Source organism: Paenibacillus silagei, assembly GCF_017874735.1.
Classification (GTDB): Bacteria; Bacillota; Bacilli; order Paenibacillales; family Paenibacillaceae; genus Paenibacillus_AQ; species Paenibacillus_AQ silagei.
Genome location: NZ_JAGGLV010000026.1, coordinates 60231 through 85337, shown reverse-complemented (window position 1 = coordinate 85337; position 25107 = coordinate 60231). Strand labels below are relative to the sequence as shown.

The 25107-nt window shown below is 54.5% G+C and carries 20 protein-coding genes; 17 read left to right on the top strand and 3 right to left on the bottom strand.

Annotated features, from left to right (window positions below; genetic code table 11):
• Nucleotides 1-130: 130 nt before the first annotated feature.
• Nucleotides 131-1501, top strand: a complete 1371-nt coding sequence (locus tag J2Z70_RS27500; RefSeq protein ID WP_036722582.1) for a polysaccharide deacetylase family protein — start codon at nucleotides 131-133, stop codon at nucleotides 1499-1501.
• 209 nt (nucleotides 1502-1710) lie between these two features.
• On the opposite strand, the gene ilvD is transcribed toward J2Z70_RS27500, so the two are convergent.
• Entirely contained in the window at nucleotides 1711-3396 is a 1686-nt protein-coding gene (gene ilvD, locus J2Z70_RS27495; protein WP_036722581.1) for a dihydroxy-acid dehydratase, read from the bottom strand.
• 259 nt (nucleotides 3397-3655) lie between these two features.
• Nucleotides 3656-4696 carry an acyltransferase family protein gene (locus tag J2Z70_RS27490; RefSeq protein WP_209878433.1) on the bottom strand — a complete coding sequence of 347 codons (1041 nt, stop codon included), beginning with the start codon at nucleotides 4694-4696 and terminating at the stop codon, nucleotides 3656-3658.
• A 213-nt stretch (nucleotides 4697-4909) separates the two neighbouring features.
• Between J2Z70_RS27490 and J2Z70_RS27485 the strand changes: the two genes are divergently transcribed.
• The 4 genes from J2Z70_RS27485 (at nucleotide 4910) to mgrA (ending at nucleotide 8354) form a co-directional block, all read left to right on the top strand.
• A complete protein-coding gene (locus J2Z70_RS27485; RefSeq protein WP_036722576.1) occupies nucleotides 4910-5659 on the top strand; it encodes an alpha/beta hydrolase in 750 nt (249 codons plus the stop codon).
• Between the two features lie 46 nt (nucleotides 5660-5705).
• Nucleotides 5706-6476, top strand: coding sequence for an HAD family hydrolase (locus J2Z70_RS27480; RefSeq protein WP_209878432.1), 771 nt, complete (start codon nucleotides 5706-5708; stop codon nucleotides 6474-6476).
• Between the two features lie 40 nt (nucleotides 6477-6516).
• Nucleotides 6517-7257, top strand: a complete 741-nt coding sequence (locus J2Z70_RS27475; RefSeq protein ID WP_209878430.1) for an NAD-dependent protein deacylase — start codon at nucleotides 6517-6519, stop codon at nucleotides 7255-7257.
• A gap of 98 nt (nucleotides 7258-7355) precedes the next feature.
• Nucleotides 7356-8354: an L-glyceraldehyde 3-phosphate reductase gene (gene mgrA / locus J2Z70_RS27470; protein ID WP_209878428.1), complete on the top strand. Its 999-nt coding sequence runs from the start codon at nucleotides 7356-7358 to the stop codon at nucleotides 8352-8354.
• Nucleotides 8355-8464: 110 nt separating this feature from the next.
• On the opposite strand, the gene J2Z70_RS27465 is transcribed toward mgrA, so the two are convergent.
• Nucleotides 8465-9322 (bottom strand): AraC family transcriptional regulator, encoded by an 858-nt coding sequence (locus J2Z70_RS27465; protein ID WP_209878426.1) that lies wholly within the window; start codon nucleotides 9320-9322, stop codon nucleotides 8465-8467.
• Nucleotides 9323-9557: 235 nt separating this feature from the next.
• Between J2Z70_RS27465 and J2Z70_RS27460 the strand changes: the two genes are divergently transcribed.
• The 12 genes from J2Z70_RS27460 to ptsP all read left to right on the top strand — a co-directional run bounded on the left by J2Z70_RS27460 (nucleotide 9558) and on the right by ptsP (nucleotide 25064).
• The gene (locus J2Z70_RS27460) at nucleotides 9558-10736 is read left to right on the top strand and encodes a galactokinase (protein WP_209878424.1); all 1179 of its coding nucleotides are present in this window, start codon (nucleotides 9558-9560) and stop codon (nucleotides 10734-10736) included.
• Between the two features lies 1 nt (nucleotide 10737).
• On the top strand, nucleotides 10738-11724 hold the full coding sequence (galE, locus tag J2Z70_RS27455; RefSeq protein WP_209878422.1) for a UDP-glucose 4-epimerase GalE: 987 nt from the start codon (nucleotides 10738-10740) through the stop codon (nucleotides 11722-11724).
• Nucleotides 11725-11805: 81 nt separating this feature from the next.
• Nucleotides 11806-13389 carry a UDP-glucose--hexose-1-phosphate uridylyltransferase gene (locus J2Z70_RS27450; RefSeq protein WP_209878420.1) on the top strand — a complete coding sequence of 528 codons (1584 nt, stop codon included), beginning with the start codon at nucleotides 11806-11808 and terminating at the stop codon, nucleotides 13387-13389.
• Nucleotides 13390-13555: 166 nt separating this feature from the next.
• Nucleotides 13556-14719 carry an iron-containing alcohol dehydrogenase gene (locus J2Z70_RS27445; RefSeq protein WP_209878418.1) on the top strand — a complete coding sequence of 388 codons (1164 nt, stop codon included), beginning with the start codon at nucleotides 13556-13558 and terminating at the stop codon, nucleotides 14717-14719.
• A gap of 178 nt (nucleotides 14720-14897) precedes the next feature.
• Nucleotides 14898-15434 (top strand): NfeD family membrane protein, encoded by a 537-nt coding sequence (locus J2Z70_RS27440; protein WP_209878416.1) that lies wholly within the window; start codon nucleotides 14898-14900, stop codon nucleotides 15432-15434.
• On the top strand, nucleotides 15434-17017 hold the full coding sequence (locus J2Z70_RS27435) for a flotillin lipid rafts scaffold protein FloT (protein ID WP_209878459.1): 1584 nt from the start codon (nucleotides 15434-15436) through the stop codon (nucleotides 17015-17017). The genes J2Z70_RS27440 and J2Z70_RS27435 overlap by 1 nt, the downstream gene beginning before the upstream one ends.
• A 327-nt stretch (nucleotides 17018-17344) precedes the next feature.
• Nucleotides 17345-18052 (top strand): ABC transporter ATP-binding protein, encoded by a 708-nt coding sequence (locus J2Z70_RS27430; protein WP_076082681.1) that lies wholly within the window; start codon nucleotides 17345-17347, stop codon nucleotides 18050-18052.
• Nucleotides 18045-19664, top strand: a complete 1620-nt coding sequence (locus J2Z70_RS27425; protein ID WP_209878414.1) for a hypothetical protein — start codon at nucleotides 18045-18047, stop codon at nucleotides 19662-19664. Before J2Z70_RS27430 ends, J2Z70_RS27425 begins: the two co-directional genes overlap by 8 nt.
• Before the next feature lie 145 nt (nucleotides 19665-19809).
• A complete protein-coding gene (gene glcT, locus J2Z70_RS27420; RefSeq protein WP_036722556.1) occupies nucleotides 19810-20673 on the top strand; it encodes a glucose PTS transporter transcription antiterminator GlcT in 864 nt (287 codons plus the stop codon).
• A 252-nt stretch (nucleotides 20674-20925) separates the two neighbouring features.
• Nucleotides 20926-22983 (top strand): glucose-specific PTS transporter subunit IIBC, encoded by a 2058-nt coding sequence (ptsG, locus tag J2Z70_RS27415; RefSeq protein WP_209878412.1) that lies wholly within the window; start codon nucleotides 20926-20928, stop codon nucleotides 22981-22983.
• A gap of 100 nt (nucleotides 22984-23083) precedes the next feature.
• Entirely contained in the window at nucleotides 23084-23359 is a 276-nt protein-coding gene (locus tag J2Z70_RS27410) for an HPr family phosphocarrier protein (RefSeq protein WP_036696683.1), read from the top strand.
• On the top strand, nucleotides 23352-25064 hold the full coding sequence (gene ptsP / locus J2Z70_RS27405) for a phosphoenolpyruvate--protein phosphotransferase (protein WP_209878410.1): 1713 nt from the start codon (nucleotides 23352-23354) through the stop codon (nucleotides 25062-25064). The genes J2Z70_RS27410 and ptsP overlap by 8 nt, the downstream gene beginning before the upstream one ends.
• Nucleotides 25065-25107: the final 43 nt, after the last annotated feature.

The window sequence follows — 25107 nt, the reverse complement described above, 5'->3', positions numbered from 1 at the left end:
GCTGTGTTAAACTAGGAGGTGATGTTTTTTAAAGCTGTCGCTTCTACTCACTCTACTTGGCCGTATCACATCTATCTCCTAACAGACGTAAGGCGAGCCAAAGTCAACTCTGGAAAAGCGGTGATTGTACATGCAGACTTTGCTGCTCTGGCTATTTTATATCTCAACCTTTTATGCTTTTATTCCCGGTATGATCAGCCGTTTATTTGGTTATCGTGTCTTCCGTAAAGGAATTGGGCGTACGGATTACGGCCTGACCTTTGATGACGGGCCAGACCCGCATTATACACCGTTGCTGCTCGATCTGCTTAAGCGCTACGATGCGAAGGCGACCTTTTTTGTCGTTGGCTCGCACGCGGAGCAGCACCCCGAGATCATCAAGCGAATGCATGACGAAGGGCATTTGATCGGAATTCATAATTATGTGCACAAGACGAACTGGCTGATGCGTCCCGCCACGGTGAGGAAGCAGATTGACCGGACGGACGAGATCATCTTCTCCATTACCGGCGAGCGCAGCACGTATTACCGTCCTCCTTGGGGAATCGTGAACCTGTTCGACTTCTCCAAACGCCGTCAGGTGCAGATTGTGCTGTGGTCGGCGATGTTCGGCGACTGGAAGGAGAAGCTTGGAGCGGAGAAGCTGACCGAGAAGCTTATTGCGAAGCTCGGCCCGGGGGAGGTGCTGCTGCTGCATGACTGCGGTACGACGATCGGCGCTGATCCGAATGCACCGGAGCATATGCTGATTGCGCTGGAGCGGATGTTGGCCGAGGCCGAGCGGCGCGGATTGCACAGCGTCCGGATTGACGAGATGATCAAGGCGGTGCAGCGCTCCCCGATCACGCATTTGTCCTTCGGCAAGCGGCTGCTTGTCGGTTTATGGCTGGGCTGGGAGAAGCTCTTTCAGCTGCTGTTCCAGATCAAGACAATCTCGCAGGAAGACCCGTTCCTGCATTACCGGCTGCGCAAGTACCAGGGCAGAACGGTCCACATGGATAATGGCGAGACCTTAAGCAAGGGCGACAAGGTGATCGAGCTGCATTTCGATAACAGGCAGCTATTCGAGCTGGGAGTTCATTCCCGTTCCACTGCCCAGCTTGCGATCCGCCTGATCCGCCGGATGGAGAAGGATCTGCCGGTGCTGGCCGAGCGGATTTGCGGTGATGTGGAGCTAGCTGAAGCCAAAGCGCTCTACGGAGTCAGCATGATCAACCGCGGGCCGGAGAAGTTCGGCTTCATCGTACTGGATCTGCCCAGCGGACTGTTCGCCAGCAGCACCAAGTTCTACCTTAGTATTCTCATGAGTGTGATTCATCCGTCAGGCGGCGCAAGACTTAAGGAACGCAGTGACCAACTGGTACCCAAGATGATACTGATGCCGGTATCGCAGCTTCTGGACCAGATGAACCGTCAGCTTCCGCACAAGCATGTGGAGCGGGTACACGAAGAGGAACGGACGCTTGAAGCTGAGCTTCCCGGAGCAACGGTAGTTCATTGAAGACGAAGCATTCGTAGTTTAATGCACTTATATTGATTACAATCTCCGCTGGCCTGAATGGGCTGGCGGTTTTTTAGTTCCTGCACATGATGCAACATTCTTCTCCTCAAAGCTTCAATTCCTGCAGCAAAAAGAGCAGCTCCAACCGAATTTGCGGTTGGAGCTGCTCATATTATCATTACATTTGCTTAAGGCTGCGGCTCTAACGATTAGATCTTCAGCACGCCGCCCTTGCTTGCATTGGTAACCAGCTTGGAGTAACGGGCCAGATAACCGGTCTTCACCTTCGGCTCGAATTCTTTCCAGCCCTGGCGGCGGACCGCCAGCACTTCCTCGTCAACCAGCAGCTCGATCTTGCGGTTGTTGAGGTCCAGCTCAATGATATCGCCATCCTCTACAAAAGCGATCGGGCCGCCCTCAGCCGCTTCCGGAGAGATGTGACCGATGCTGATCCCGCGGGAGGCACCGGAGAACCGTCCGTCCGTGATCAGGCCGACCTTGGCGCCCAGGCCCATACCGACGATCTGTGAAGTCGGCGCCAGCATTTCCGGCATGCCCGGTCCGCCCTTCGGACCTTCATAACGGATAACGACTACATGGCCTTCTTTGACCTTGCCGTTCGCGATACCTTCCAGTGCTTCTTCCTGAGAGTCGAAGCAGATGGCAGGTCCTTTGTGATAGCCGCCAACGGAAGCATCCACGGCACCCACCTTGATGATGGAGCCTTCAGGAGCCAGGTTGCCGTATAGTACAGCCAGTCCGCCAACTTGGGAATAGGGGTTGTCGATGGTATGAATAACAGATGTATCCTGGATCTCATGGCCGGTTACATTCTCGGCCAGTGTCTTGCCGGTAACCGTCATGCAATCGCCGAAGATTGCGCCCGGCTTCTTCAGTAATTCGTTCAGCACGGCGCTTACGCCGCCCGCCCGGTCCACATCTTCGATGAAGATATCGGAGGCCGGAGCCAGCTTGGCCAGGTAAGGAACCCGGTTGGCTACTTCGTTGATGCGTTCCAGCGGATAATCGATTTCGGCTTCCTGAGCCAGTGCCAGGGTATGCAGTACGGTGTTGGTCGAGCCGCCCATCGCCATATCCAGCGCGAAGGCATTGTCCAGCGATTCCTGGGTTACGATATCACGCGGCTTCAGGTCCAGCTTGATCAGCTCCATGAGCTGGGTTGCTGACTTGCGGACGAAGTCTCTGCGTTCTTCGGCTACGGCCAGGATGGTGCCGTTGCCCGGAAGCGCAAGGCCCATAGCTTCAGCCAGACAGTTCATGGAGTTGGCAGTGAACATGCCGGAGCATGATCCGCAGGTAGGACAGCCGTATTGTTCGAGTTCGAGCAGCTCAGCATCGTTGATCTTGCCGACTTGATGCGCGCCAACGCCTTCAAATACAGAAGTGAGGGAGAGCTTCTTGCCTTTGCTGTCTACGCCGGCCTTCATCGGCCCGCCGCTGACGAAGATTGTCGGGATGTTGACGCGCAGTGCGCCCATCATCATGCCCGGAGTGATTTTATCACAGTTGGGAATGCACACCATACCGTCGAACCAGTGCGCGGATACTACCGTTTCCAGAGAGTCGGCAATGATCTCGCGGCTTGGCAGCGAATAACGCATACCGATATGACCCATGGCAATCCCGTCGTCAACGCCGATCGTGTTGAATTCGAATGGAACACCGCCGGCTTCACGGATGGCTTCCTTTACGATCTTGCCGAATTCCTGCAGATGCACATGACCCGGAACAATATCGATATAGGAATTGCAGACCGCGATGAACGGTTTGCCGAAATCCTCTTCTTTAACGCCTGCTGCCCGCAAAAGGCTGCGGTGAGGAGCGCGGTCGAAGCCTTTTTTGATCATATCTGATCGCATTTTCTTGTTTGCCATGATGACTTTTCCCCCTAACAATATTGGTAAAGCGAATATAGTGCCGCATTAACGCATTGCAATCCCGAAATATACGTACTCTGCGGTGATTGGTTACGAACGTTAATAGAGAGTCTATCACAAAAATCCTGTTTTTTCTACCGGGCAGTGTGAAGTTTGTCGGGGGGTCACGCATGTAAAGTCTGGGCTAATATACAGAAAGAAGCCTATTCCGTATAGGATAGACTTCGGTAAATTGATATAGCATGGCAGCTTCATTCTATAGAGAGCGCCGGATGGCGGCACGCTGCAGGGAGATCATCCACTCTACGGACGGCTCTACGAGCGGGTTCAGCAGCCGTCTGACCGCAGGCTGGGCGAGCAGCACCGTACATCCTACTGCACCGGCGAGCAACAGCGCTGCTCCGGCCAAGTTGCCGATATAAGTATACAATCCGGAAATCACCGCCGTGCGGACCACAAAGCCATGCAGCAGAAAAACATAGAGGGTCCGGCGTCCCAGGCCGGTCATGCGGCTTAACCCGTAAGGCACCAGGCCCAGAAATGCCAGAGAAGCGATAAATTGCAGGCCATAGACCGCGAGCCGGAACAGACCCGCGTACCATTCATGGGCGCCAAGCTGCATATAAGTCATACTGCCGTATAGCCAGCCAATGGGGAGATTACTGCCAAGCAGGCCGATAGCAAGGAGCAGCAGGAGCGAAGCGGCGGCGGCAATGCTTTTGACATACCGCTGATACAGCTTCACGAAAGCCCCGAAGGAGAAATGGTACCCGATCACAAAAAAAGGTAGATAGACAAAGGTGCGACTGATGCTGAACCAGATCCCGTCCAGTTGCAGATAACCTACGGCCACCCCTGCGGTAAGAGCGAAGGCCAGTTGGGCGCTGCGGGTCCAGCGGCTCATGCCCAGCATCAGCAGGCGCCAGCAGATGTGGCTGGCCAGGAACCAGAGCAGCAGATAAGGAGCGAAGAAGGAATGCTGTATATTATTGACATGAAACAGGGAGGCGTCAAGTAGGGAGTAAAGGCTCTGAAAAATAACATATTGCAAGGCAATCTGCAGCAGGACTTTGCGTCCTGGCGCTCCATGTAAGCTTGAACGGGCGAAGTATCCGGTCACCAGTACAAACAGCGGCATATGAAAACTGAAGATCCACTGGTAAAGCGTGTGAAGTCCGCTCATTTCTTGAATCAGGGGTTCGATCGCATTGGCCACAAAGACAGTTACAATAAGCATGAAGCGCAGATTAAGAAAGAAGGTCTCTCCGCGCGTATTAAGCGGGCTTTCCCCGGTCATGACGTAACCTCCAATGAAATTAGGGTTTGCGTAGGGTTCGATACTTTAATTTTAAAATACATGATTTCCGGACAATAAATTGTGAAATACATCACAATAGTAAGCGCTATCATTGGAAATGGATAGGGCCAGATGTGGCGAAGTCTTGAAGGTTGTTTGAATTCACCGATTCCCTTATAATTTTCAGTATGCAGGAATCGGGAGTGAACACTAATGAAAAAGAATATAATCAGACGCCGTGTGCTTATTGGAGTGGTGTTGGTTCTACTGGTGGCGGGGGTGTTTATATGGAGATATCTGACCCCGTATAAGCCGGAGGCACGGGCTGAAACCGCTCTGATCTCTGCCGGGGGAGTCACTGTAGAGCAGAATGACAACTGGATCTCGTTCGAGCCCTCAGTGGTGCTCGGCACCGCCGTAATCTTTTATCCGGGAGCACTGGTCAAGGCAGAAGCATACGCGCCACTGGCCCGTAAAGTTGCCGCTGCCGGTCACCCGTTCTACATTGCCAGAATGCCGCTTAATCTGGCTGTAATCAAAGGGGATGCCGCCGAAGAGATTATCCGCGTGCATCCGAAGCAGTCCTTTGTCCTGGGCGGACATTCGCTCGGCGGCGTAATGGCTTCACGCTTCGCTGCGGATCATGCCGGCCAGCTGGAAGGCGTTTTTTTTCTGGCCTCGTATCCCGATGAGAAAGGCAGCCTGAAGGACACCACGCTATCCGTCTTGTCTGTGCTTGGCACGCAGGATGAAGTCGTAGATCAGAAGAGCTATAACAAAGGGCGTTCCTATCTGCCGGGCAATACCGTATATGTGTCGGTTGACGGCGGTAACCATGCCCAATTCGGCAGCTATGGCGCGCAAAAGGGTGACGGGACCGCTACGATTACCGAAGATGAACAGCAGACCCGGACTGTCCGGGCGATGCTGGACTGGCTGGGGAATCTGCGCCAGAGTAAATGAACAACGAATACCTGAAGTAATATATCTTATGCAAAGGAGCGCTGGAATGCCTGTATTGCACATCAATGAACTCTCCGTTCCCGTAAGCGGCATCCTGTTCGATAAGGACGGCACGCTGCTTGATCTCCTGGCCACCTGGGGCAGCTGGGCTGAACTGGTGCTTGAGGGGCTGGGCAGCCAGCTGACTTTAATGGGCAGCAGACCCGTTACGGGAGCCGATCTGGCCCCGGTGCTGGGGACGACGCATGATGCTTCCGGACGAATTACCGGTTATGATCCCGCCGGTCCGCTCTCCATGGCAACGGCTGAGGAATCCACCGGGATTCTGGCCTGGCAGCTCTATACAGCAGGTCTCCCATGGAATGAAGCGGTGACGCGCGTGAATGCCATCTCCAAGGAGGCCATGAATGAGCTTCGCCGCCGCCGTACGGCTGTACCCATGCCGGGAGTATTGCCATTCCTGGAGCAGTGTGCCGCCGTTTCCCTGAAGCTTGGCGTTGTGACCTCTGACAATCTGTCCACTACCCGTGAGCATCTGGAATGGCTTGGCATCTCCGGGTACTTCGGGGCGGTGATTACCCGCGACAGGGTAAAGTACGGCAAGCCTGCACCGGAGATGGCCGAGAAGGCCTGCCGGGAGCTGGAGCTGCGTCCCGAAGACACAGTGATTATCGGTGACAGCAATGCGGATATGCAGCTGGGCCGTGGGGCGGGACTGCGCCTTGCAGTCGGAATCTCACCGGACAGAAGGACAGACCATCTGCTGGATGCGGATATTGTGGTATCCGGCTATCACGCGCTCCGCTTAACGATCTGAATGTATTACGAATGAGGTACAGAGAGGACAGGTGTAGATTATGGAACAATTACAGCTACTGGCTTCCTGGATTCAAAAAAGCAATAATATCGTCTTTTTCGGCGGTGCCGGAACATCGACGGAGAGCGGCATCCCGGACTTCCGTTCGGCAGCCGGTCTGTATCAGACACAGCACAACTCCCCCTATCCGCCTGAGGTGATGCTCAGCCGCAGCTTTTTTATGTCCTCGCCGGACATTTTTTTTGATTTCTACCGCAGCAAGATGATTCATCCCGGAGCGAAGCCGAACGGGGCCCACCGGCTGCTCGCGGATCTGGAGGAGAGCGGGAGGCTGAAGGCGGTCATTACGCAAAATATCGACGGCCTCCATCAGATTGCCGGCAGCCGCCGGGTTCTGGAGCTGCACGGCTCTATCCACCGCAATCACTGCATGGGGTGCCAGCGTTATTACGGCCTGGAGGAATGGCTGGAGCAGGAAGGCTCTGTGCCGCGCTGTGAGGACTGCGGGGGCATCATCAAGCCGGATGTGGTGCTCTATGAGGAAGCGCTCGATCATGAAGTGCTGGTTGAAGCCGTGGATGCCATTGCAGCGGCGGATCTGCTGATCATCGGCGGTACCTCGCTTACGGTTCATCCTGCCGCAAGCCTGGTTACTTACTTCAGGGGACAGCATACTGTATTGCTTAACGGCGAGCCTACCCCGTATGACGATCAGGCTGATCTGATTATAACAGAGCGGATCGGAGAGGTGCTGGGTAGAGTGCAGGGACTGCTGGGTTAACGCCCAGTCAGTCTTTTTTTATAGAACAAGATTACTTATGAGGCCGTGTGTTTAAAGAAGGGTATTCACAAAAGAGATACGAGAGGCAGGGATATAACATGGTATATGTGGCTAGTGATGAACGGTATGAAGGAATGCGTTACAACCGCACCGGCAGGTCAGGTCTCAAGCTTCCAGCCATCTCACTGGGCCTGTGGCATAATTTCGGCGGCATTGATGCCTTTGAGAATGGCCGCGGGATGATTACCCGTGCCTTTGATCTTGGAATCACCCACTTCGACCTGGCGAATAACTACGGGCCTCCGGCCGGATCGGCGGAAGAGCTGTTCGGCAAAGTGCTGGCCCGGGATCTCGCGCCGTACCGTGACGAGCTGGTGATCTCGACCAAGGCGGGATATACGATGTGGCCCGGCCCTTACGGGGACTGGGGTTCACGTAAATATATCCTGTCCAGTTTGGACCAGAGCCTGAAGCGGCTGGGACTGGACTATGTGGATATCTTCTATTCCCACCGTCCGGACCCGGACACCCCCATGGAAGAAACGATGGGAGCGCTGGATCATGCCGTACGCTCAGGCAAGGCGTTGTACATCGGCTTGTCCAACTATACAGCGGAGCAGACGCAGCAGGCTATTGCGATCCTGAAGGAGCTGGGCACCCCGCTGCTGATTCATCAGCCGAGGTATTCCATGCTGGACCGCTGGATTGAAGGCGGGCTTCAGGATGTGCTGGAGGAGCATGGGGTGGGCAGTATTGCCTTCACTCCGCTTGCGCAAGGTCTGCTGACGAATAAATATCTGAACGGCATTCCCGGAGATTCCCGGGCAGCCGGACCTTCGGCAGCGCTGAATGAGAGCCGGATTACGCCGGAGGTGCTGCGCAGAATCCACGCGCTGAACCAGATGGCCGTAACGCGCGGCCAGAGTCTGGCCCAGTTCGCCCTGCTCTGGACGCTGCGCGGCGGCCGGATCACCTCGGCGCTGATCGGCGCCAGCCGGGTCAGCCAGATCGAAGAGAATATCGCCGCGCTGTCCCACAGTGACTTCACTCAGGAGGAGCTGGACCGGATCGAAACGATCCTTAAGACAGAGGAGTGAAGCTTAAGGCGCTCAGCCTATGAGTTTCCATAAGGTCCGGCTTCCATAAATAACAATGCAAGCAGCCCGCTTCCTGTTCAGGAGACGGGCTGTTGCTCTAGGCGATACAGCTATTTCTCTCCAGGGTTCACTGTGGCCTGGCGGTAAGCGGTGGGGGACTGGCGGTAGAAACGCTTGAATTGCCGGGAGAAATACAGGGCATCGGTCAGTCCGACCGATGCCGCTACCTGCTCCACGGACAGCTCGGGACGTTCACGCAGCAGCTGGCGCGATTTCTCCACCCGCAGCTTCAGCAGGTAAGTGACCGGAGAGAGCCCCGTCTCCTGCTTGAAGATGCGGGAGAGGTAAGCACGGTTATACCCCAGAGAGCCGCACATCTGTTCAATCGAGACCGGATGGGCATACTGAGAAGCCATGTAGTGAATCATCTGCTTCACCGTCCGCTTGATCTGTGATTCCGCACCCGGCAGCCGGGTGGAGGAGACCAGCAGCTCCGCCGCTTCGCCGGCGATAAGGTACAGATACCCCAGAGAGGTCAGGGCGGCACTCTCCTTATTGGCATAGAAGGCGGACATCATCCCGGCAAGCGCTCCGGGTATTACACTGCCGCCTGCGGTAGACAGCACCGGGGCGAACGGCGTGAAGCCCGCCTGCTCCGCAAGCTGTCCGGCGTCGCCGCCGGTGAAGGCGGCCCAGCGGTAACGCCAGGGCTCCTGCTGATCAGAGATGTAGCTGACCAGCTGGCCCGGGTGGATCAGGAAGCAGTCTCCGGCTCCCAGCTCGTAGGTATGCTCCTCAGTCCGGAAGACCCCGGAGCCTGATTCAATATAATGGAGCAGATAGTAATCGTAGATCTTGGGACCTGCCTGATGCAGCGGGAGGGTCTGGCTCTCTCCCGCAAAGAGTACATGCAGCAGCTGCTTATCGTAATAGACAGGATTTGATCCTACTGAATAGGTATGTTGCATTGCAAGCCGCCTTTCCTGAGCAGAACGCTTCTATAACTAAGTGTATAGGGAGCGCACGTTCACTTTTCCTTATACCGAGTATAGTCTCTTCAGAGACGAAAGTCACATTTGTCCATATATTGCACACATGATTGCATTATCAGGGCAAGTCTGATTTTATTATAATGTAAGCATGAAGGACGCAAGCTATAATCCACAGTCCCAGCACAAGCAGCGAAAGGATGGAGTGTCAATAATGAGCATACAGGAACTTAACAGTACATTTATCAAGAAGTACGGGGAGAGCGGGGAAGCCGCGCGGGTATTCTACGCACCGGGCCGCGTGAATCTGATCGGAGAGCATCTGGATTATAACGGAGGTTATGTTTTCCCGGCAGCCCTGGATTTCGGAACCACCCTGATCGTGCGCCCGCGTACAGACGGCAAGGTTCAATTCGCATCCACGAATTTCCCTTATGAAGCTTCCATCGACTTCAGTGACATCGGCGCAGCCAAGACCGGCGAATGGGTAGACTATCCGGTCGGTGTAATGGTGGAGCTGGCTAAGAAGGGTCACCCGGTATCCGGGGGCTACGATCTTTTGTTCCATGGTGAGATTCCTAACGGCTCGGGCTTGTCCTCTTCCGCTTCGATCGAGGTAGTGACCGGCTTCGCCTTCCTGACGCTGCTTGGCGGTGACACAGATACGGTGGAGATCGCCCTGCTGTCCCAGCGCGCGGAGAACCAGTATGTCGGTGTGAACTCCGGGATCATGGACCAGTTCGCAGTTGCCAACGGCAAGCGCGACCAGGCTATCCTGCTGATGTGCGATACGCTGGAATACAGCCTGGTCCCATTCGTGACGGGCAGCTATAAGCTGGTCATCGGCAATACGAACAAGAAGCGCGGTCTGGTGGACTCGAAGTATAATGAGCGCCGCAGCCAATGTGAAGAGGCACTCGCTATTCTGAAGCAGGAGATTCCATCCCTGTCCTATCTGGCTGAGGTGAAGCCTGAACAGTTCGAGCTTCTGCAGGATAGAATTGCGGATGAAACCGTCAGACGCCGGGCCCGCCATGTAGTGGAGGAGAATCAGCGTGTGCTTGACTCGGTGGATGTGCTGAAGAACAATGATCTGAAGCAGTTCGGCCTGTACATGAATGACTCCCATGTCTCCCTCCGCGACCTGTATGAAGTCAGCTGCGAGGAGCTGGATGTGATGGTGGAAGAAGCGCAGCGCATTCCTGGCACACTGGGATCACGGATGACGGGGGCCGGATTCGGGGGATGTACGGTATCGCTGGTACACGAGGATGATGTGCAGCGGTTCATAACGGAAGTTGGAGAAGCCTACAAGAACAGAACCGGCCTGACCGGCGAATTCTATGTATGCGGCATCGGCAACGGCGTGGAAGAATTGAAAGGAGTGAAATAAGATGGCGATTCTGGTAACGGGCGGCGCAGGATATATCGGTTCACACACAGTAGCAGAGCTGCTGGACCGCGGGGAAGAGGTTGTAGTGATTGACAATCTGCTGACAGGGCACCGTGAGGCGCTGCTGGGCGGCAAGCTGTACGAGGGCGACCTGCGCGACAAGGCGCTGCTGGCGAAGCTGTTCTCCGAGAATGAGATCGAAGCGGTGATTCACTTCGCAGCCAGCTCCCTGGTGGGCGAGAGCATGAAGGACCCGGTTAAATACTACGACAACAATGTGTATGGAACGCAGTGTCTTCTAGAAGCCATGCAGCAGGCCGGTGTGGATAAAATCGTCTTCTCCTCCACTGCCGCCACCTACGGCGAACCGGAAAAGGTGCCTATCGAAGAGACCGACCGCACAGAGCCTGCGAATGTCTACGGCGAGACCAAGCTGACCATGGAACGCATGATGGCCTGGTTCGACAAAGTGCTCGGCATCAAATACGTAGCGCTGCGCTACTTCAATGCCGCAGGCGCACACGCCAGCGGCAAGATCGGCGAAGACCACCGTCCGGAGAGCCATCTGATTCCGCTGGTGCTCCAGGCTGCGCTGAAGCAGCGCGAGAATATTGCAGTGTTCGGGGAAGACTATCCGACAGAGGACGGAACCTGCGTACGCGACTACATCCATGTCAGCGATCTGGCGGATGCGCATGTCCGTGCAGTCACTTATCTGCGCAGCGGCAGTGCAAGCAATATCTTCAACCTAGGCAACGGCCTGGGCTTCTCTGTGAAGCAGGTCATTGAGACTGCGAAGAAGGTTACCGGCCTGGACATTCCGGTTGTGGTTCAGGACCGCCGCGCCGGAGATCCGGCAGTACTCGTCGCTTCCTCTGACAAAGCCCGCAAGGTTCTGGGCTGGGACCCGCAGCATGCCGATCTGGAAGGCATTATTCAGAGCGCCTGGAGCTGGCACTCTGCCAATCCGCAAGGATACGGGGAGTAAGAAACAATTCTGCTTGTTGCCCGAAGGTGAAATAGACAGAATGCAAAGCGCCGCATAAGGCACCATAGAAGGAGAAATGAAATGCAGAACGATAATAGTACGGCTGCTGCCGCTGAGAAGGCGCTGTATGCGATTGAACAGCTGGTTCTGTTTGCCGGACATACGGGACTTATTCAGCCAGCAGATGTGGATTACAGCCGCAATGAACTCCTGGACCAGTTCGGCTTCAGCGAGCCGTATCCCGGCGAGTTCACTGAAGGTCCGCTGGACAGCCCGCAGGCCCCGCTGGACCAGCTGATTGATTACGGGTTCAGTCTCGGGCTGATCCCGGAGAATACGGATACGTACCGCGACCTGCTGGATGCGAAGATTATGGGCCTTCTGATGGCCCGCCCGTCTGAGGTGAATGCGGAGTTCGCCGCGATCCAGGCGGCACAGGGCATTCAGGCGGCAACGGACCGCTTTTATAAGCTGAGCATTGATTCCAACTATATCCGTATGGACCGTGTAGCGAAGAATGTGTATTGGCTTCAGGAGTCGCCGTACGGGGATATTGAGATGACGATCAACCTCTCCAAGCCGGAGAAAAGTCCGAAGGAAATCGCCATGGCCCGGCTGCTTCCGCCTCCGGTCTATCCGAAGTGCCAGCTATGCCGCGAGAATGTCGGCTATGCCGGCCGGGTCAATCACCCGCCGCGTCAGAACCTGCGCGTGATCCCGCTCTCGATGAACAGCGAGAAGTGGTTCTTCCAGTACTCGCCTTATGTCTACTATAACGAGCATTGCATTGTGTTCCACCATGATCATGTGCCGATGAAGCTGACGAAGGATACGCTGAAGCGTCTGCTTAGCTTCGTGGAGGCCTTCCCGCATTATTTCATCGGTTCGAATGCCGATCTGCCGATTGTCGGCGGCTCCATTCTGACGCATGACCACTTCCAGGGCGGACGGCATACGTTCCCGATCCAGAAGGCGCCCAAAGAGGACACCTTCACTCATGCCTCGTATCCCGGCGTCAGCTTAAGCACAGTGAAGTGGCCGATGTCCGTGCTGCGGATGCATGCCGAAGATCCGGCGGTGCTGCTGGAGGCAGGCAACCATATCTACGAATCCTGGAAGACTTACAGCGATCCGGCCGCCGAAGTGCTGGCGTTCAGTGAAGAGGACGGCGGGAGCGTGCCGCATAATACCGTTACCCCTATCGTGCGCCGGGCAGAGGACGGCGGCTACGAGATGGATCTGGTGCTGCGCAACAACCGGACCAGCGAAGAATATCCCGAAGGGATTTTCCACCCGCACCGGGAGATGCACCATATCAAGAAGGAGAACATCGGCCTGATTGAGGTAATGGGCCTGGCGATTCTGCCGGGGCGGCTCAAGGAAGAGCTTGACGCCATCGCTGGCATATTGGCGGGTGACACTGCGCTTCTCGGAGACGTCCAGAGCCAGGGTCAGGAGCATCCGCTGGCGCTGCACACTTCCTGGATTACCGAACTGGTAAGCCGCTTCGGCACCTCCTTGAACCGAGAAGAAGCGGTGAAGACCATCCAGAATGAGGTGGGTACGAAGTTCACTCACATTCTGGAGCATGCCGGAGTCTACAAACGCACGCCGGAAGGGCAGGCGGCCTTCCGCCGGTTCCTGAACAGCAGCGGTTTTAACTAAGTCTGGATAGGTTTTGAGCCCGTTTCATAAGTTATCGCCCTGCCGGAGTACCGGCGGGGCATTTCTGCGTGCCCTGCTGTGGAGAAATCAGCGATTTGAATGCGCCAAGCTGGAGGACTATAATAGACAGTGCTTCACATTCACATACTCATGGAGGTTTACCCATATGCGCAAGTTTGAATTTTATAACCCGACCAAGCTTATTTTCGGACAGGGAACATTGCAGGCACTCCGTACCGAGGTGCCGAAATACGGTAAGAACGTACTGCTGATGTACGGCGGCGGCAGCATCAAGCGCAGCGGCTTGTACGATAACGTCATTGCCGAGCTGGCTGCGGCTTCAGCCGTAGTTACCGAGCTTGCCGGAGTGGAGCCGAATCCTCGTCTCTCAACGGTACATAAAGGTGTAGCGTTGTGCCGTGAGAATCAGATTGACCTGATTCTTGCCGTCGGCGGCGGCAGTGTGCTCGATTGTGCCAAGGCGGTGGCCGTCGGAGCGAAATATGAAGGGGATATGTGGGACTTCGTAGAACGCAAGGCCGCACCTCAAGGTGCGCTTCCGCTGGGAACCGTGCTGACAATGGCAGCCACCGGCTCCGAAATGAACAACGGCTCGGTCATCACCAACGAAGTGACCCAGGAGAAAATGGGCTGGGGCAGCATCCATGCCTATCCGGCCTTCTCGATCCTTGACCCGGAGAACACCTTCTCCCTGCCGCGCGACCAGACGGTGTACGGTATGGTGGACATCATGTCCCATACGCTGGAGCATTATTTCCATACAGACAGCAATACGCCTTTACAGGACGGCTTCTTGGAGACTCTGCTTCGTACCGTGATTGAGACGGCTCCTAAGCTGATTGAGGATCTGAACAACTACGAGCTTCGCGAGACTATTATGTACTGCGGGACGATGGCGCTGAACGGAATGGTCAGCATGGGCTTTGCCGGTGACTGGGCTACGCACAACATTGAGCATGCTGTATCCGCTGTGTATGATATTCCCCACGGCGGCGGCCTGGCAATTCTCTTCCCGCAGTGGATGAGATATAACCTCAGCACGAATCCTGCCCGCTTCCGCCAGCTGGCTGTGAACGTGTTCGGCATTGACCCTTCCGGCAAAACCGATGAACAGACCGGCCTCGAAGGCATTGAAGCGCTCCGCCGCTTCTGGGATTCCATTGGCGCTCCGAAGACGCTCGGCGATTACGATATCGACGACAGCGAAATCGGCAGCATGGCCGACAAGGCGGTCCGCTTCGGTCCGTTCGGCAACTTCCGCAAGCTGGAGCGTCAGGACGTAGTTGAAATTTATAAGCTGGCTTTGTAAGTCAGCCATCGACAGTATAGCCGCTTCCCGTCTAAGGGGGCGGCTTCTTTGGTCTGTTAATTTTCCCGCTTCCGGCATACATTAATGAGAGCAATACCCAACTTTGTGAAACCAAGGGCATGACAGTTGCGTTTATACTAGTATGACAGTCCGGAAGTATCGACGGGAGGAGACTATAATGCAAACGCTGTATTTGGGCTGTTTGGCGCTGGGTATTTTATTTGCCTTAGTGAGTGTAGTGTTGGGCGACCTGATCGGGAGCGCTCTGGACGGGATTTTTGACATCGTATCCTTTGATTTCCTGAATCCTACCCTATTGGCAGGAGGGATCACTGTATTCGGTGGAGCAGGCATGCTGCTGGGCCGCTACAGCGGGCTGGAAGATGGTGTGATTCTTGCCTTGTCCCTGCTGGTTGCGGCATTCATGGGCGTATTGATGCATTTGGTGGTTGTGAAGCCAATGAGGAACAGCGAAATGTCAAACGGCTTCTCCATGAGTGAATTGCCGGGGAGAATCGGTGAGGTTACCGTACCGGTCCCAGGCACAGGCTACGGTGAGATTATGGTGAAGTTCGGTGCAGGCAACAGCCTGCATACGGCGGCCAGCTTCGAGCAGCATGCACTGCCGGCCGGAATCAAGGTTGTAGTAGTTGAGGTACGTGAGGGTGTAGCACTTGTGTCTGAATTCGAAGAGAGAAAAGGAGTGGACTTATGATGCTAGAAAATATTCCTGAATCCCTGTTTATACCTGCGATAGTAATCGCTGTACTGCTTGTCCTCGGACTCGCCTTCTGGGCGCGTTACAAGACGGTTGGCCCGGATGAAGGCATGATCGTCACCGGTTCCTTCCTGGGCAACAATCATATATCGGATGACGGCTCCGGCCGCAAAATCAAAATCGTCCGCGGCGGCGGTGCGTTCATTCTGCCTGTCTTCCAGAAAGCGGAGTTCATGTCTCTGCTCTCCCATAAGCTCGATGTGACGACCCCGGAGGTCTATACGGAGCAAGGCGTGCCGGTCATTGCCGACGGGGTCGCCATCATCAAGGTAGGCAGCTCCACGGAAGATGTGGCAACGGCAGCCGAGCAGTTCATGGGCAAGCCGATTGAATCCCTGAAGAGTGAAGCGCAGGAAGTGCTGGAAGGACATCTGCGGGCGATTCTTGGTACGATGACCGTAGAAGAGGTCTACCGCAACCGGGACCGCTTCGCCCAGGAGGTTCAGGGGGTTGCCGCCCGTGACCTCAAGAAGATGGGACTCCAGATTGTCTCATTTACCATCAAGGACGTACGCGATAAGCACGGATACCTGGAAGCGCTGGGTAAACCGCGGATTGCCGCAGTGAAGCGGGATGCGGAGATTGCGGAAGCGGAAGCTGTCCGTGACGCGCGGATTCAGAAGGCCAATGCCGAGGAGCAGGGGCAGAAGGCGGAGCTGCTGCGGGATACCAACATCGCCGAAGCATCAAAGGAGAACCAGCTCAAGGTTGCAGCGTTCAAACGCGATCAAGATACTGCCAAAGCGGAAGCCGACCAGGCGTACCACATTCAGGAGGCGCGTGCCAAGCAGACCGTGGTGGAAGAGCAGATGAAGGTTGAGCTGGTCCGCAAGGAACGCGAAATCGATATTCAGGCGAAGGAAATCCAGGTGCGTGAGAAGCAGTATGATGCTGAAGTGAAGAAGAAAGCGGAAGCAGACCGTTATGCGGTCGAGCAGGCGGCAGAAGCTGACAAGGCCAAGCGCATGCGTGAAGCCGACGCCCTGCAGTATAGTATCGAGAAGCAGGCTCAGGCTACGTCCGAGCAGAAACGTCTGGAAGGTCAGGCGATTGCGGATGCAGAGCTGGCCAAAGGTAAAGCAGAGTCTGAAGTTATCCGTCTGCGCGGTCTGGCGGAAGCGGAAGCCAAGGAGAAGCTGGCAGAAGCCTTCCAGAAATTCGGCGAAGCGGCGGTTCTCGATATTATCGTCAAAATGCTGCCTGAGCTGGCCGGGAAGATTGCCGAGCCGCTGGCGTCTATCGATAAGCTGACTGTGGTGGATACCGGCAACGGTGAAGGAGCTGCGCGTGTGAGTAATTATGTGACCCAACTGATGTCCACAGCCCCTGAGATGCTCAAAAGCGTGTCCGGCATTGATGTCGAGGCGCTGATCAAAGGGCTGACTAAGGGCAAGACGGAGCCTAAGGACGTGGTGAGACATACAGCGGCGCCCATAACCTCTGTCGTCACCAGACCGGCCCCGGCTGCTCCGGTCACTCCGGCACAACCGGTGGAACCTTCAGAACACCCTGAAGGATAAGAGCAGAGCAAGCCACCAAGGTATGGCAGGCAGCAGTAACGCCAGCCATACCTTTTTTAAAGGAATTTAATTATATAAGAGGCACTAAAGAAAATAACAAAAAGCAAAAGAAGCGGAGGGGAAATTTGGAACTGTAGGAGCGGTAGCGACCGCCTTTGTCGCCGGATTTCACCCGCGAAGGCGGAATAAATCAAGAAATCTGGTGACAACAGCGGCCGGAAGTCCAAATGTTCACCGCAGTGACGATGAAGCTTCAAGTTCAAAACTTAAGTGCGTCTTATATAAGCAGAGATTCTTTATCATACGCGCTGAAACGGAGGCAGAGGCATGGAGCTTATACTGGATAATATACGCAAGAGCTTTGACGGCAGAGAGGTGCTTAAGGGGATTGATTTTACCTTTGAGCAAGGCAAGATATACGGCTTGCTCGGCCGTAACGGCGCGGGGAAGACCTCGTTGTTCAACTGCCTGAGCGGGGAGATCCAAATGGATAGCGGGGGGGCTTTTCTGCGGAGAGATGAGGTGAGTCTTCCGCTGCTTGAGGAGGAGATCGGCTACGTCTTCTCCTTGCCGATTCTGCCTGACTTCCTGACCGGTTATGAGTTTGTGAAGTTCTACATGGACATCAATAAGGGGAAGATACAAGCGGACCGGACCATCGAGGAATATTTCGATATCATCCGTTTCGAGGAGGCGGACAGGCACCGTCTGATCAAAGGCTATTCCCACGGGATGAAGAACAAAATTCAGATGCTGTGCTTTATCATCTCACGTCCGCCGCTGATCCTGCTGGATGAGCCGTTAACCTCGTTCGATGTGGTAGTGGCACTGGAGATCAAGAAGCTGCTGCGGGAGATGAAGCAGGATCATATCATTATTTTCTCCACTCATATTCTGCAGCTGGCCGCCGATCTCTGCGATGAGCTGGTTATTCTGAATAACGGTACACTGCGGGAGATTCCGGCGGAGACCCTGCACAGTCCGGAATTTGAAGAGCAGATTATTGCCCTGCTGAAGGATGAGGATCATGATTAGGACGCTGAAGGCGATTCTGGAAGTGCGGGGGATGTCCGGCGCTAACCGGCTGATGTTCTATATCCGTAAGCTCCCGGTGCTGGGTAAGCTGATCCCGGCCTCGGTCTACTCCGAAACCACGCTGAAGCGGACCTTATCTGTTATCGTGCATATCCTCAAGGTACTTATGGCCTTTGTGACGAAGTTCGCTTATCTTGGGATCATGATCTATCTGCCGGTGAAGTTCATCGGTAATGATATCAGCTTATCCCTTTCTGTTCAGTACCAGCTCTATTTGCAGATGCTGCTGTGTATAAGCTTCCTTACGGCCGGGGTTTCCAGCGCGGTTATTCTGGAGCCGAAGCGGGATAAATACATATTCGTGAAGCTGATGAGGCTGCCGGCAGAGCGGTATATGCGGACCACACTGACCTTGCGCGGGATCAGCTTCCTGGTTACTTTTATTCCGGCTATGCTGGTCTTCGGGAGTCTTCTCGGTGCTCCGCTGTGGCATGGGGCGGTTCTTACGCTGCTGCTTACGTTCTGGCGTACGGCTTGCGAGGCGCTGCATCTGTGGGTGTTTGACCGCTACGGCATGGTTATTGTCAAAAAAACAAGCTGGATCTGGACCGCCATCGGCGCTGGCTATCTGCTGGCCTATCTTCCGCTGCTCCCCGGATATGCGGTAGTAGAGAGCGGAATGCTGTTCAATCTGCCTGTGGTGCTTGGCGTGCTGGTGCTGGGAACCTTAAGTGCGGTCTATATCGCCCGTTATAAGGACTATACGAATGCCGTCGATGCCGTCACCAAAATCGATGATCCGCTGCTCGATATGGGACGGATGATGAAAGAAGCGCGGGTGAAGGATGTGGCCACCCAAGATCAGCACTACTCGGCGGAACAACAGAATCAAGAGAAGTTCGAGGGGAAAAGCGGGTACGCTTACCTGAATGCAATCTTTTTCTCACGTCACCGGCGGCTGATCACCAGTCCGATTCAACGGCGGCTGGTTATTATTGGATCGCTCTTTGCCGCTGCTTTGCTGACGATGCTGTTGTCGCAATCCGCTTTTACCAAACTGACTCATTATCTGATTACCGCGTTGCCGACCTTCCTGATCATTATGAACTACACGTCCATTGGCGAACGCCTCTGCAAGGCGATGTTCTATAACTGTGATCTCAGCCTGCTGCGCTACGGATTCTACCGTGAACAATCGGCGATTCTAAGCAACTTCCGTATCCGGCTGCTGCGTATCAGCTTGCTTAATCTGATCCCGGCTGCCGCGATCTGCCTGGCGGTGAACCTGCTATTGGTGCTGTCAGCGGAGAGTTGGGGCGCGGGGGATGCCGTACTCTTTTGCGTGACGATTGTAGCACTGTCCCTGTTCTTCTCGGTGCATCATCTGTTCATGTACTATATCTTCCAGCCCTACAGCACGGAGCTGAATGTGAAGAATCCGTTCTTTACGATTGTGAACAGTGTGGTGCTGGGGGTCGGATTCATCGCGATGCAGTTCAAGAGTGAGCCTGGAATGTTTGCCGTGATCGTAGTGCTTTCTGCTGTGGTGTATATGCTGGCTGCGCTTATCATGGTATACAGGTTCTCAGGCCGGACGTTTCGGGTGAAATGAATGGAGCCCTCGGGCGGTTTGCGGCACCCTTCTAATTTGGGATTCTTGATGTTATGATAGGAGCTTAAGGTAACGAATCACACGTTGAAACATGTATCGTGCTGCTGGAATAGATCAGGATTCAGAAGTAAAAGAGGTGTCGCAAGTGAGCAGCATTACCGTGGGCAAGGTGCTTAATAATAACGTTATCATTGCCGAGCATCCCCAATATGCCGAGGTTGTGGTGATTGGCAAGGGGATCGGCTTCAACCGTAAAACGAGGGACCGGATCAATCTGTCCTCCGTAGAGAAGATGTTCATTCTGCGCAGCCAGGAAGAGCAGGAGCAATACAAGCAGCTGGTGCCGCAGGTAGATGAGAAGCTGATTGAGGTGGTCCAGGAGATTGTGCTGCATATTATGCAGAGCAGCCGCCAGACGCTGAATGAGCATATCCATATTGCCCTTACCGACCATATTTCCTTCGCGATCCGCAGAAGCGAGCAGCATATGGCTATTCATAATCCGTTTCTATACGAGACCCGGGAGATTTATCCGGAGGAATACAGTCTGGCGGAATATGCGGTGGAGCGGATCAATGAGGCGATGAAGGTGACGCTGCCGCCGGATGAGATCGGCTTCGTGGCCTTGCATATTGTCAGTGCGCTTAGCAACCGCCATATCTCTGAGGTGAAGCAGCATTCCGAGCTCATCGGGGACATGGTGGGACTGGTGGAGGATAGCCTGGAATACCGCATTCCGCGGGATTCTCTGGACTATTCAAGGCTGGTGACCCATTTACGGTTCGTTCTGGAGCGTCTGCGCCGGGGAGAGACTGTGCGCGAGACCTCGTCCCTGGATGGACTAATGAAGCGGGAGTATCCCGAGATGTACATGCTTGCATGGAAGCTGACGAAGGTGATTGAGCAGCGGGTGCGCATTCCGGTATATCCGGCCGAGGTCAGCTATCTGACGATTCATCTGCAGCGTATTGCCCAGAAGAAGGAAGATGAGCCGGAGCTGGAGGAGTAGACCGGCTTTAGGCGATTTTGGGGCTTGCAACTTCAAATCAATGGTGCTACAATGATCCCTGTTATGAAACAGAAGCAGAATACCAACGTGTAACTGATACGATCAGGCATGAGTGATTTACAGTATTATGGTTGTCCTGCCCCAACTTGGGGTACTCTAACGTTAGCGTTAGTGTGGCAATCCATGTGCTGTATTGCTCATGCCTTTTTTGGCTTCTGTTGACAGAAATTAAGGATTAGGAAGTGACCTTGAATGTTTAAAAAATTATTTGGCGTTCTGCAGAGAGTCGGTAAAGCGCTAATGCTTCCTGTTGCCATTCTGCCTGCAGCGGGCCTGCTGCTTGGAATCGGGAACATGCTGGTGAATCCGGACTTCCTGCAATACGTGCCTGCACTGGAGAATAATATCGTACAGGCCATTGCCACGGTACTAATGAACTCCGGGCAAATCGTATTCGATAACCTGTCCCTGCTCTTTGCAGTCGGCGTAGCTATCGGGCTGGCCGGAGGTGAAGGCGTAGCCGGGCTGGCAGCGATTATCGGCTTCCTGGTGATGAACGTAACCATGGGTACGGTAGTCGGTGTCAATGCTTACGTGCTGACCTGGAAGGATTTCTCGTATTCCAGTGTGCTGGGGATTCCCACCTTGCAAACCGGGGTCTTCGGTGGTATCCTGGTCGGGATATTGGCCGCATCCATGTACAAAAGGTTCTTCCGTATAGAATTGCCGTCGTATCTGGGCTTCTTCGCGGGTAAACGTTTCGTACCGATTATGACGGCAGTGACCTCCCTGATGCTCGGTCTTGCGCTCACGATTGTGTGGCCGCCGATCCAGCACGGTCTGAACTATGTGTCACAGAGTATGATTAATACCAACCTGACGCTGTCGGCCTTTATCTTCGGGGTCATCGAGCGCTCCCTGATTCCGTTCGGCCTGCACCATATCTTCTATTCACCGTTCTGGTATGAATTCGGAAGCTATATTGACAAGGCAGGCGATCTGGTCCGAGGTGACCAGCGAATCTTCATGCAGCAGCTTCGTGACGGTGTGGAGTTCACAGCGGGTACATTTACAACCGGTAAATATCCGTTCATGATGTTCGGTCTTCCGGCAGCGGCTCTTGCGATCTACCATGAGTCGAAGCCTGAGAACAGACGGATTGTCGGAAGCTTGATGGTTTCCGCTGCGTTAACCTCGTTCCTGACGGGGATCACCGAGCCGCTGGAATTCTCCTTCCTGTTCGTGGCTCCGCTGCTGTTCGCCGTCCATGCTGTATTCGCAGGCTTGTCCTTCATGACCATGCACCTCTTGAATGTCAAAATCGGCATGACCTTCTCCGGCGGGTTCATCGACTATGTGCTGTTCGGCGTCATTCCGAACCGTACCGCCTGGTGGCTGGTTATCCCGGTAGGTCTGGTACTGGCCGTGATCTATTACTTCGGGTTCCGCTTCGTCATCCGTAAGTTCAACCTGAAGACTCCCGGCCGTGAGGATGCCTCCGAGGATGAGGATGAGGTAAGCTTGGAGAGTGTGTCCAAGACAGGCGACGATCTGCCGCGCAACATTCTGTCCGCCCTGGGCGGCAAAGAGAACATCACCCATCTGGATGCCTGCATTACGCGCCTGCGGGTCGAAGTGAAGGACAAAGCGGGCGTAGACAAGAACCGGCTGAAGAAGCTGGGTGCGTCTGGTGTTCTTGAAGTGGGTAACAACGTACAAGCGATCTTCGGCACACGTTCGGACACGATCAAGTCACAGATTCAGGATGTGATGAACGGCAGAACACCGGCTGCAGCCCCTGCTGCTCCGAAGCCGGAGCTTGAACAACAGGCCGGCGAGCAGGGAGACGCTATTATCCCTGAGGATATCGTATCTCCGGTAAACGGCCAGCTGATGGATATTACAGAGGTTCCTGATGCGGTCTTCTCGCAGAAAATGACCGGTGACGGCTTCGCCTTCCTGTCCGAAGACGGCAAGATTGCTTCGCCGGTATACGGCAAGGTATTCAACGTGTTCCCTAGTAAGCACGCCATTGGCATCATGTCAGACGGCGGCAAGGAAGTCCTTGTGCATATCGGGGTCAACACCGTTAAGCTTAAGGGCCAGGGCTTCACGGTTCTGGTGGAGGAAGGCGATCTGGTAGCTGCCGGACAGCCGATTATGGAAGTGGATATGGAGTATGTGAAGGCGAATGCACCTTCTGTCATCTCTCCGGTCATCTTCTCCAACCTGCCGGAAGGCTCCTCCGTTACCTTGAATAAGCCGGGCAGAGTCGTCATCGGCGACAAGGATATCATCACCATTCAGTAAAATGTGCAATGGCGAAGCGCTTCCATTATAATGAAGGGGAGCGCAAGCCTTCACTATAATTCACCATCCCAAATTAACAGAAAGCGAGTTGGATTATATTATGCAAACAACTTTCAGAATTATTGACGAAGACGGAATTCACGCACGCCCGGCAACAGCGCTGGTAAATACAGCTACAAAATTCAAAGGCACTGAAGCTTTTGCAGAAGCTAAAGGCAAAAAAGTTACCCTTAAATCCATCCTGGGCGTTCTCTCCCTGGGCCTTGAAGCAGGAGATACCCTGACTCTTATTACTGAAGGCAGTGAAGAAGCAGAAGCACTGAACGCGTTGCAGGAGGTTATGGTTAAAGAAGGGCTGGGAGAAGTTCATGAATAAAATTTCAGGAATCGCGGCTTCCGCAGGTATTGCAGTAGCCCGTGCCTTTATCCTGGAACACCCGGACTATACCATTACCAAAACAGCGGTCACGGATGTGGACGCTGAGCTTGCGAAGCTGAATGACGCCCTGGACAAATCCAGAGGCGAACTTCAGACCATCAAAGAGCGTACCCTGGCTGAGCTTGGCGAGAAGAAGGCGGAGATTTTCGAATCACATCTGCTGATCCTTGATGATCCTGAGCTCATTACCCCTGTAATGGACAAAATCCGTGAGGAATCGGTAAATGCGGACTACGCACTGAATGAAGTAGCTAATCAATTCGTGGAAATGTTCCAGAACATGAAGAGCGCTTACCTGCAGGAACGTGCAGCAGATATGCGTGACGTAACCAAACGTGTGCTGAACCACCTGCTTGGCATTCACTATGTGAGCCCGGCTGAGATCAGTGAAGAGGTTATCGTTATTGCCCTGGATCTGACCCCATCGGATACAGCACAGCTTAACCGCAATTTCGTCAAAGGCTTCACCACCAATATCGGCGGACGGACATCCCATTCGGCCATTATGGCCCGTTCCCTGGAGATTCCGGCGGTTGTGGGCACGAAGAACGTGATGTCCCTGGTCAAAGCAGGCGATCTGGTTATCGTGGATGGTCTGAGCGGCGATGTGCTGATTAACCCTTCCGAAGCTGAGGTAGCCGAGTATACAGCGAAGCAGGAAGCTTACAATCTTCAGATTGCTGAATGGAAAAAGCTCCGCGACGAGCCAACGGTATCTGCCGACGGCAAGCATGTAGAGCTGGCAGCCAACATCGGGACTCCGAATGATGTGACTGGCGTTATTGAGAACGGCGGCGAAGGTGTAGGTCTGTACCGCACCGAGTTCCTCTATATGGGCCGCGACAAGCTGCCTTCCGAAGAGATCCAGTATAATGCCTACAAGACGGTGCTTGAGAATATGCAAGGCAAGCCGGTTGTAGTGCGTACGCTGGATATCGGCGGAGACAAGGAGCTGCCTTATCTGGAGCTGCCGAAGGAAATGAACCCGTTCCTCGGCTACCGTGCGATCCGTCTCTGTCTGGACCGTCAGGATATCTTCCGCACCCAGCTGCGCGCCTTGCTCAGAGCAAGCGCCCACGGCGACCTGCGCATTATGTTCCCGATGATCGCTACCCTTGGTGAATTCCGTGCAGCCCGTGATCTGCTGCTGGAAGAGAAGACCAAGCTGCGTGAAGAAGGCAAAGAAGTGTCCGACAGCATCCAGCTGGGCATCATGGTAGAGATTCCTTCGACGGCTGTACTGGCGGATCAGTTCGCCAAGGAAGTGGATTTCTTCAGTATCGGAACCAACGATCTTATCCAATATACAATGGCTGCGGACCGTATGAATGAACAGGTAGCCTACCTGTATCAGCCGTACAACCCGGCAATTCTGCGACTGGTCAAAATCGTCATTGATGCTGCACACGCCGAAGGCAAGTGGACAGGGATGTGCGGAGAAATGGCGGGGGATGCCACAGCTATTCCTCTGCTGCTCGGTCTTGGCCTCGATGAATTCAGCATGAGCGCTACCTCCATCCTGCCAGCACGCAGCCAGATCTCGAAGCTGTCTGCGGCCGATATGAAGGAAATGGCTGCCCAGGCCCTGCAGCTCGGCACGGCCGAGGAAGTAGCCGCACTGGTGCAGTCCCGCGTGAATTAATTCTTTACTCAAGCATTGGTTTATAACTCCAACTACTTTCCGG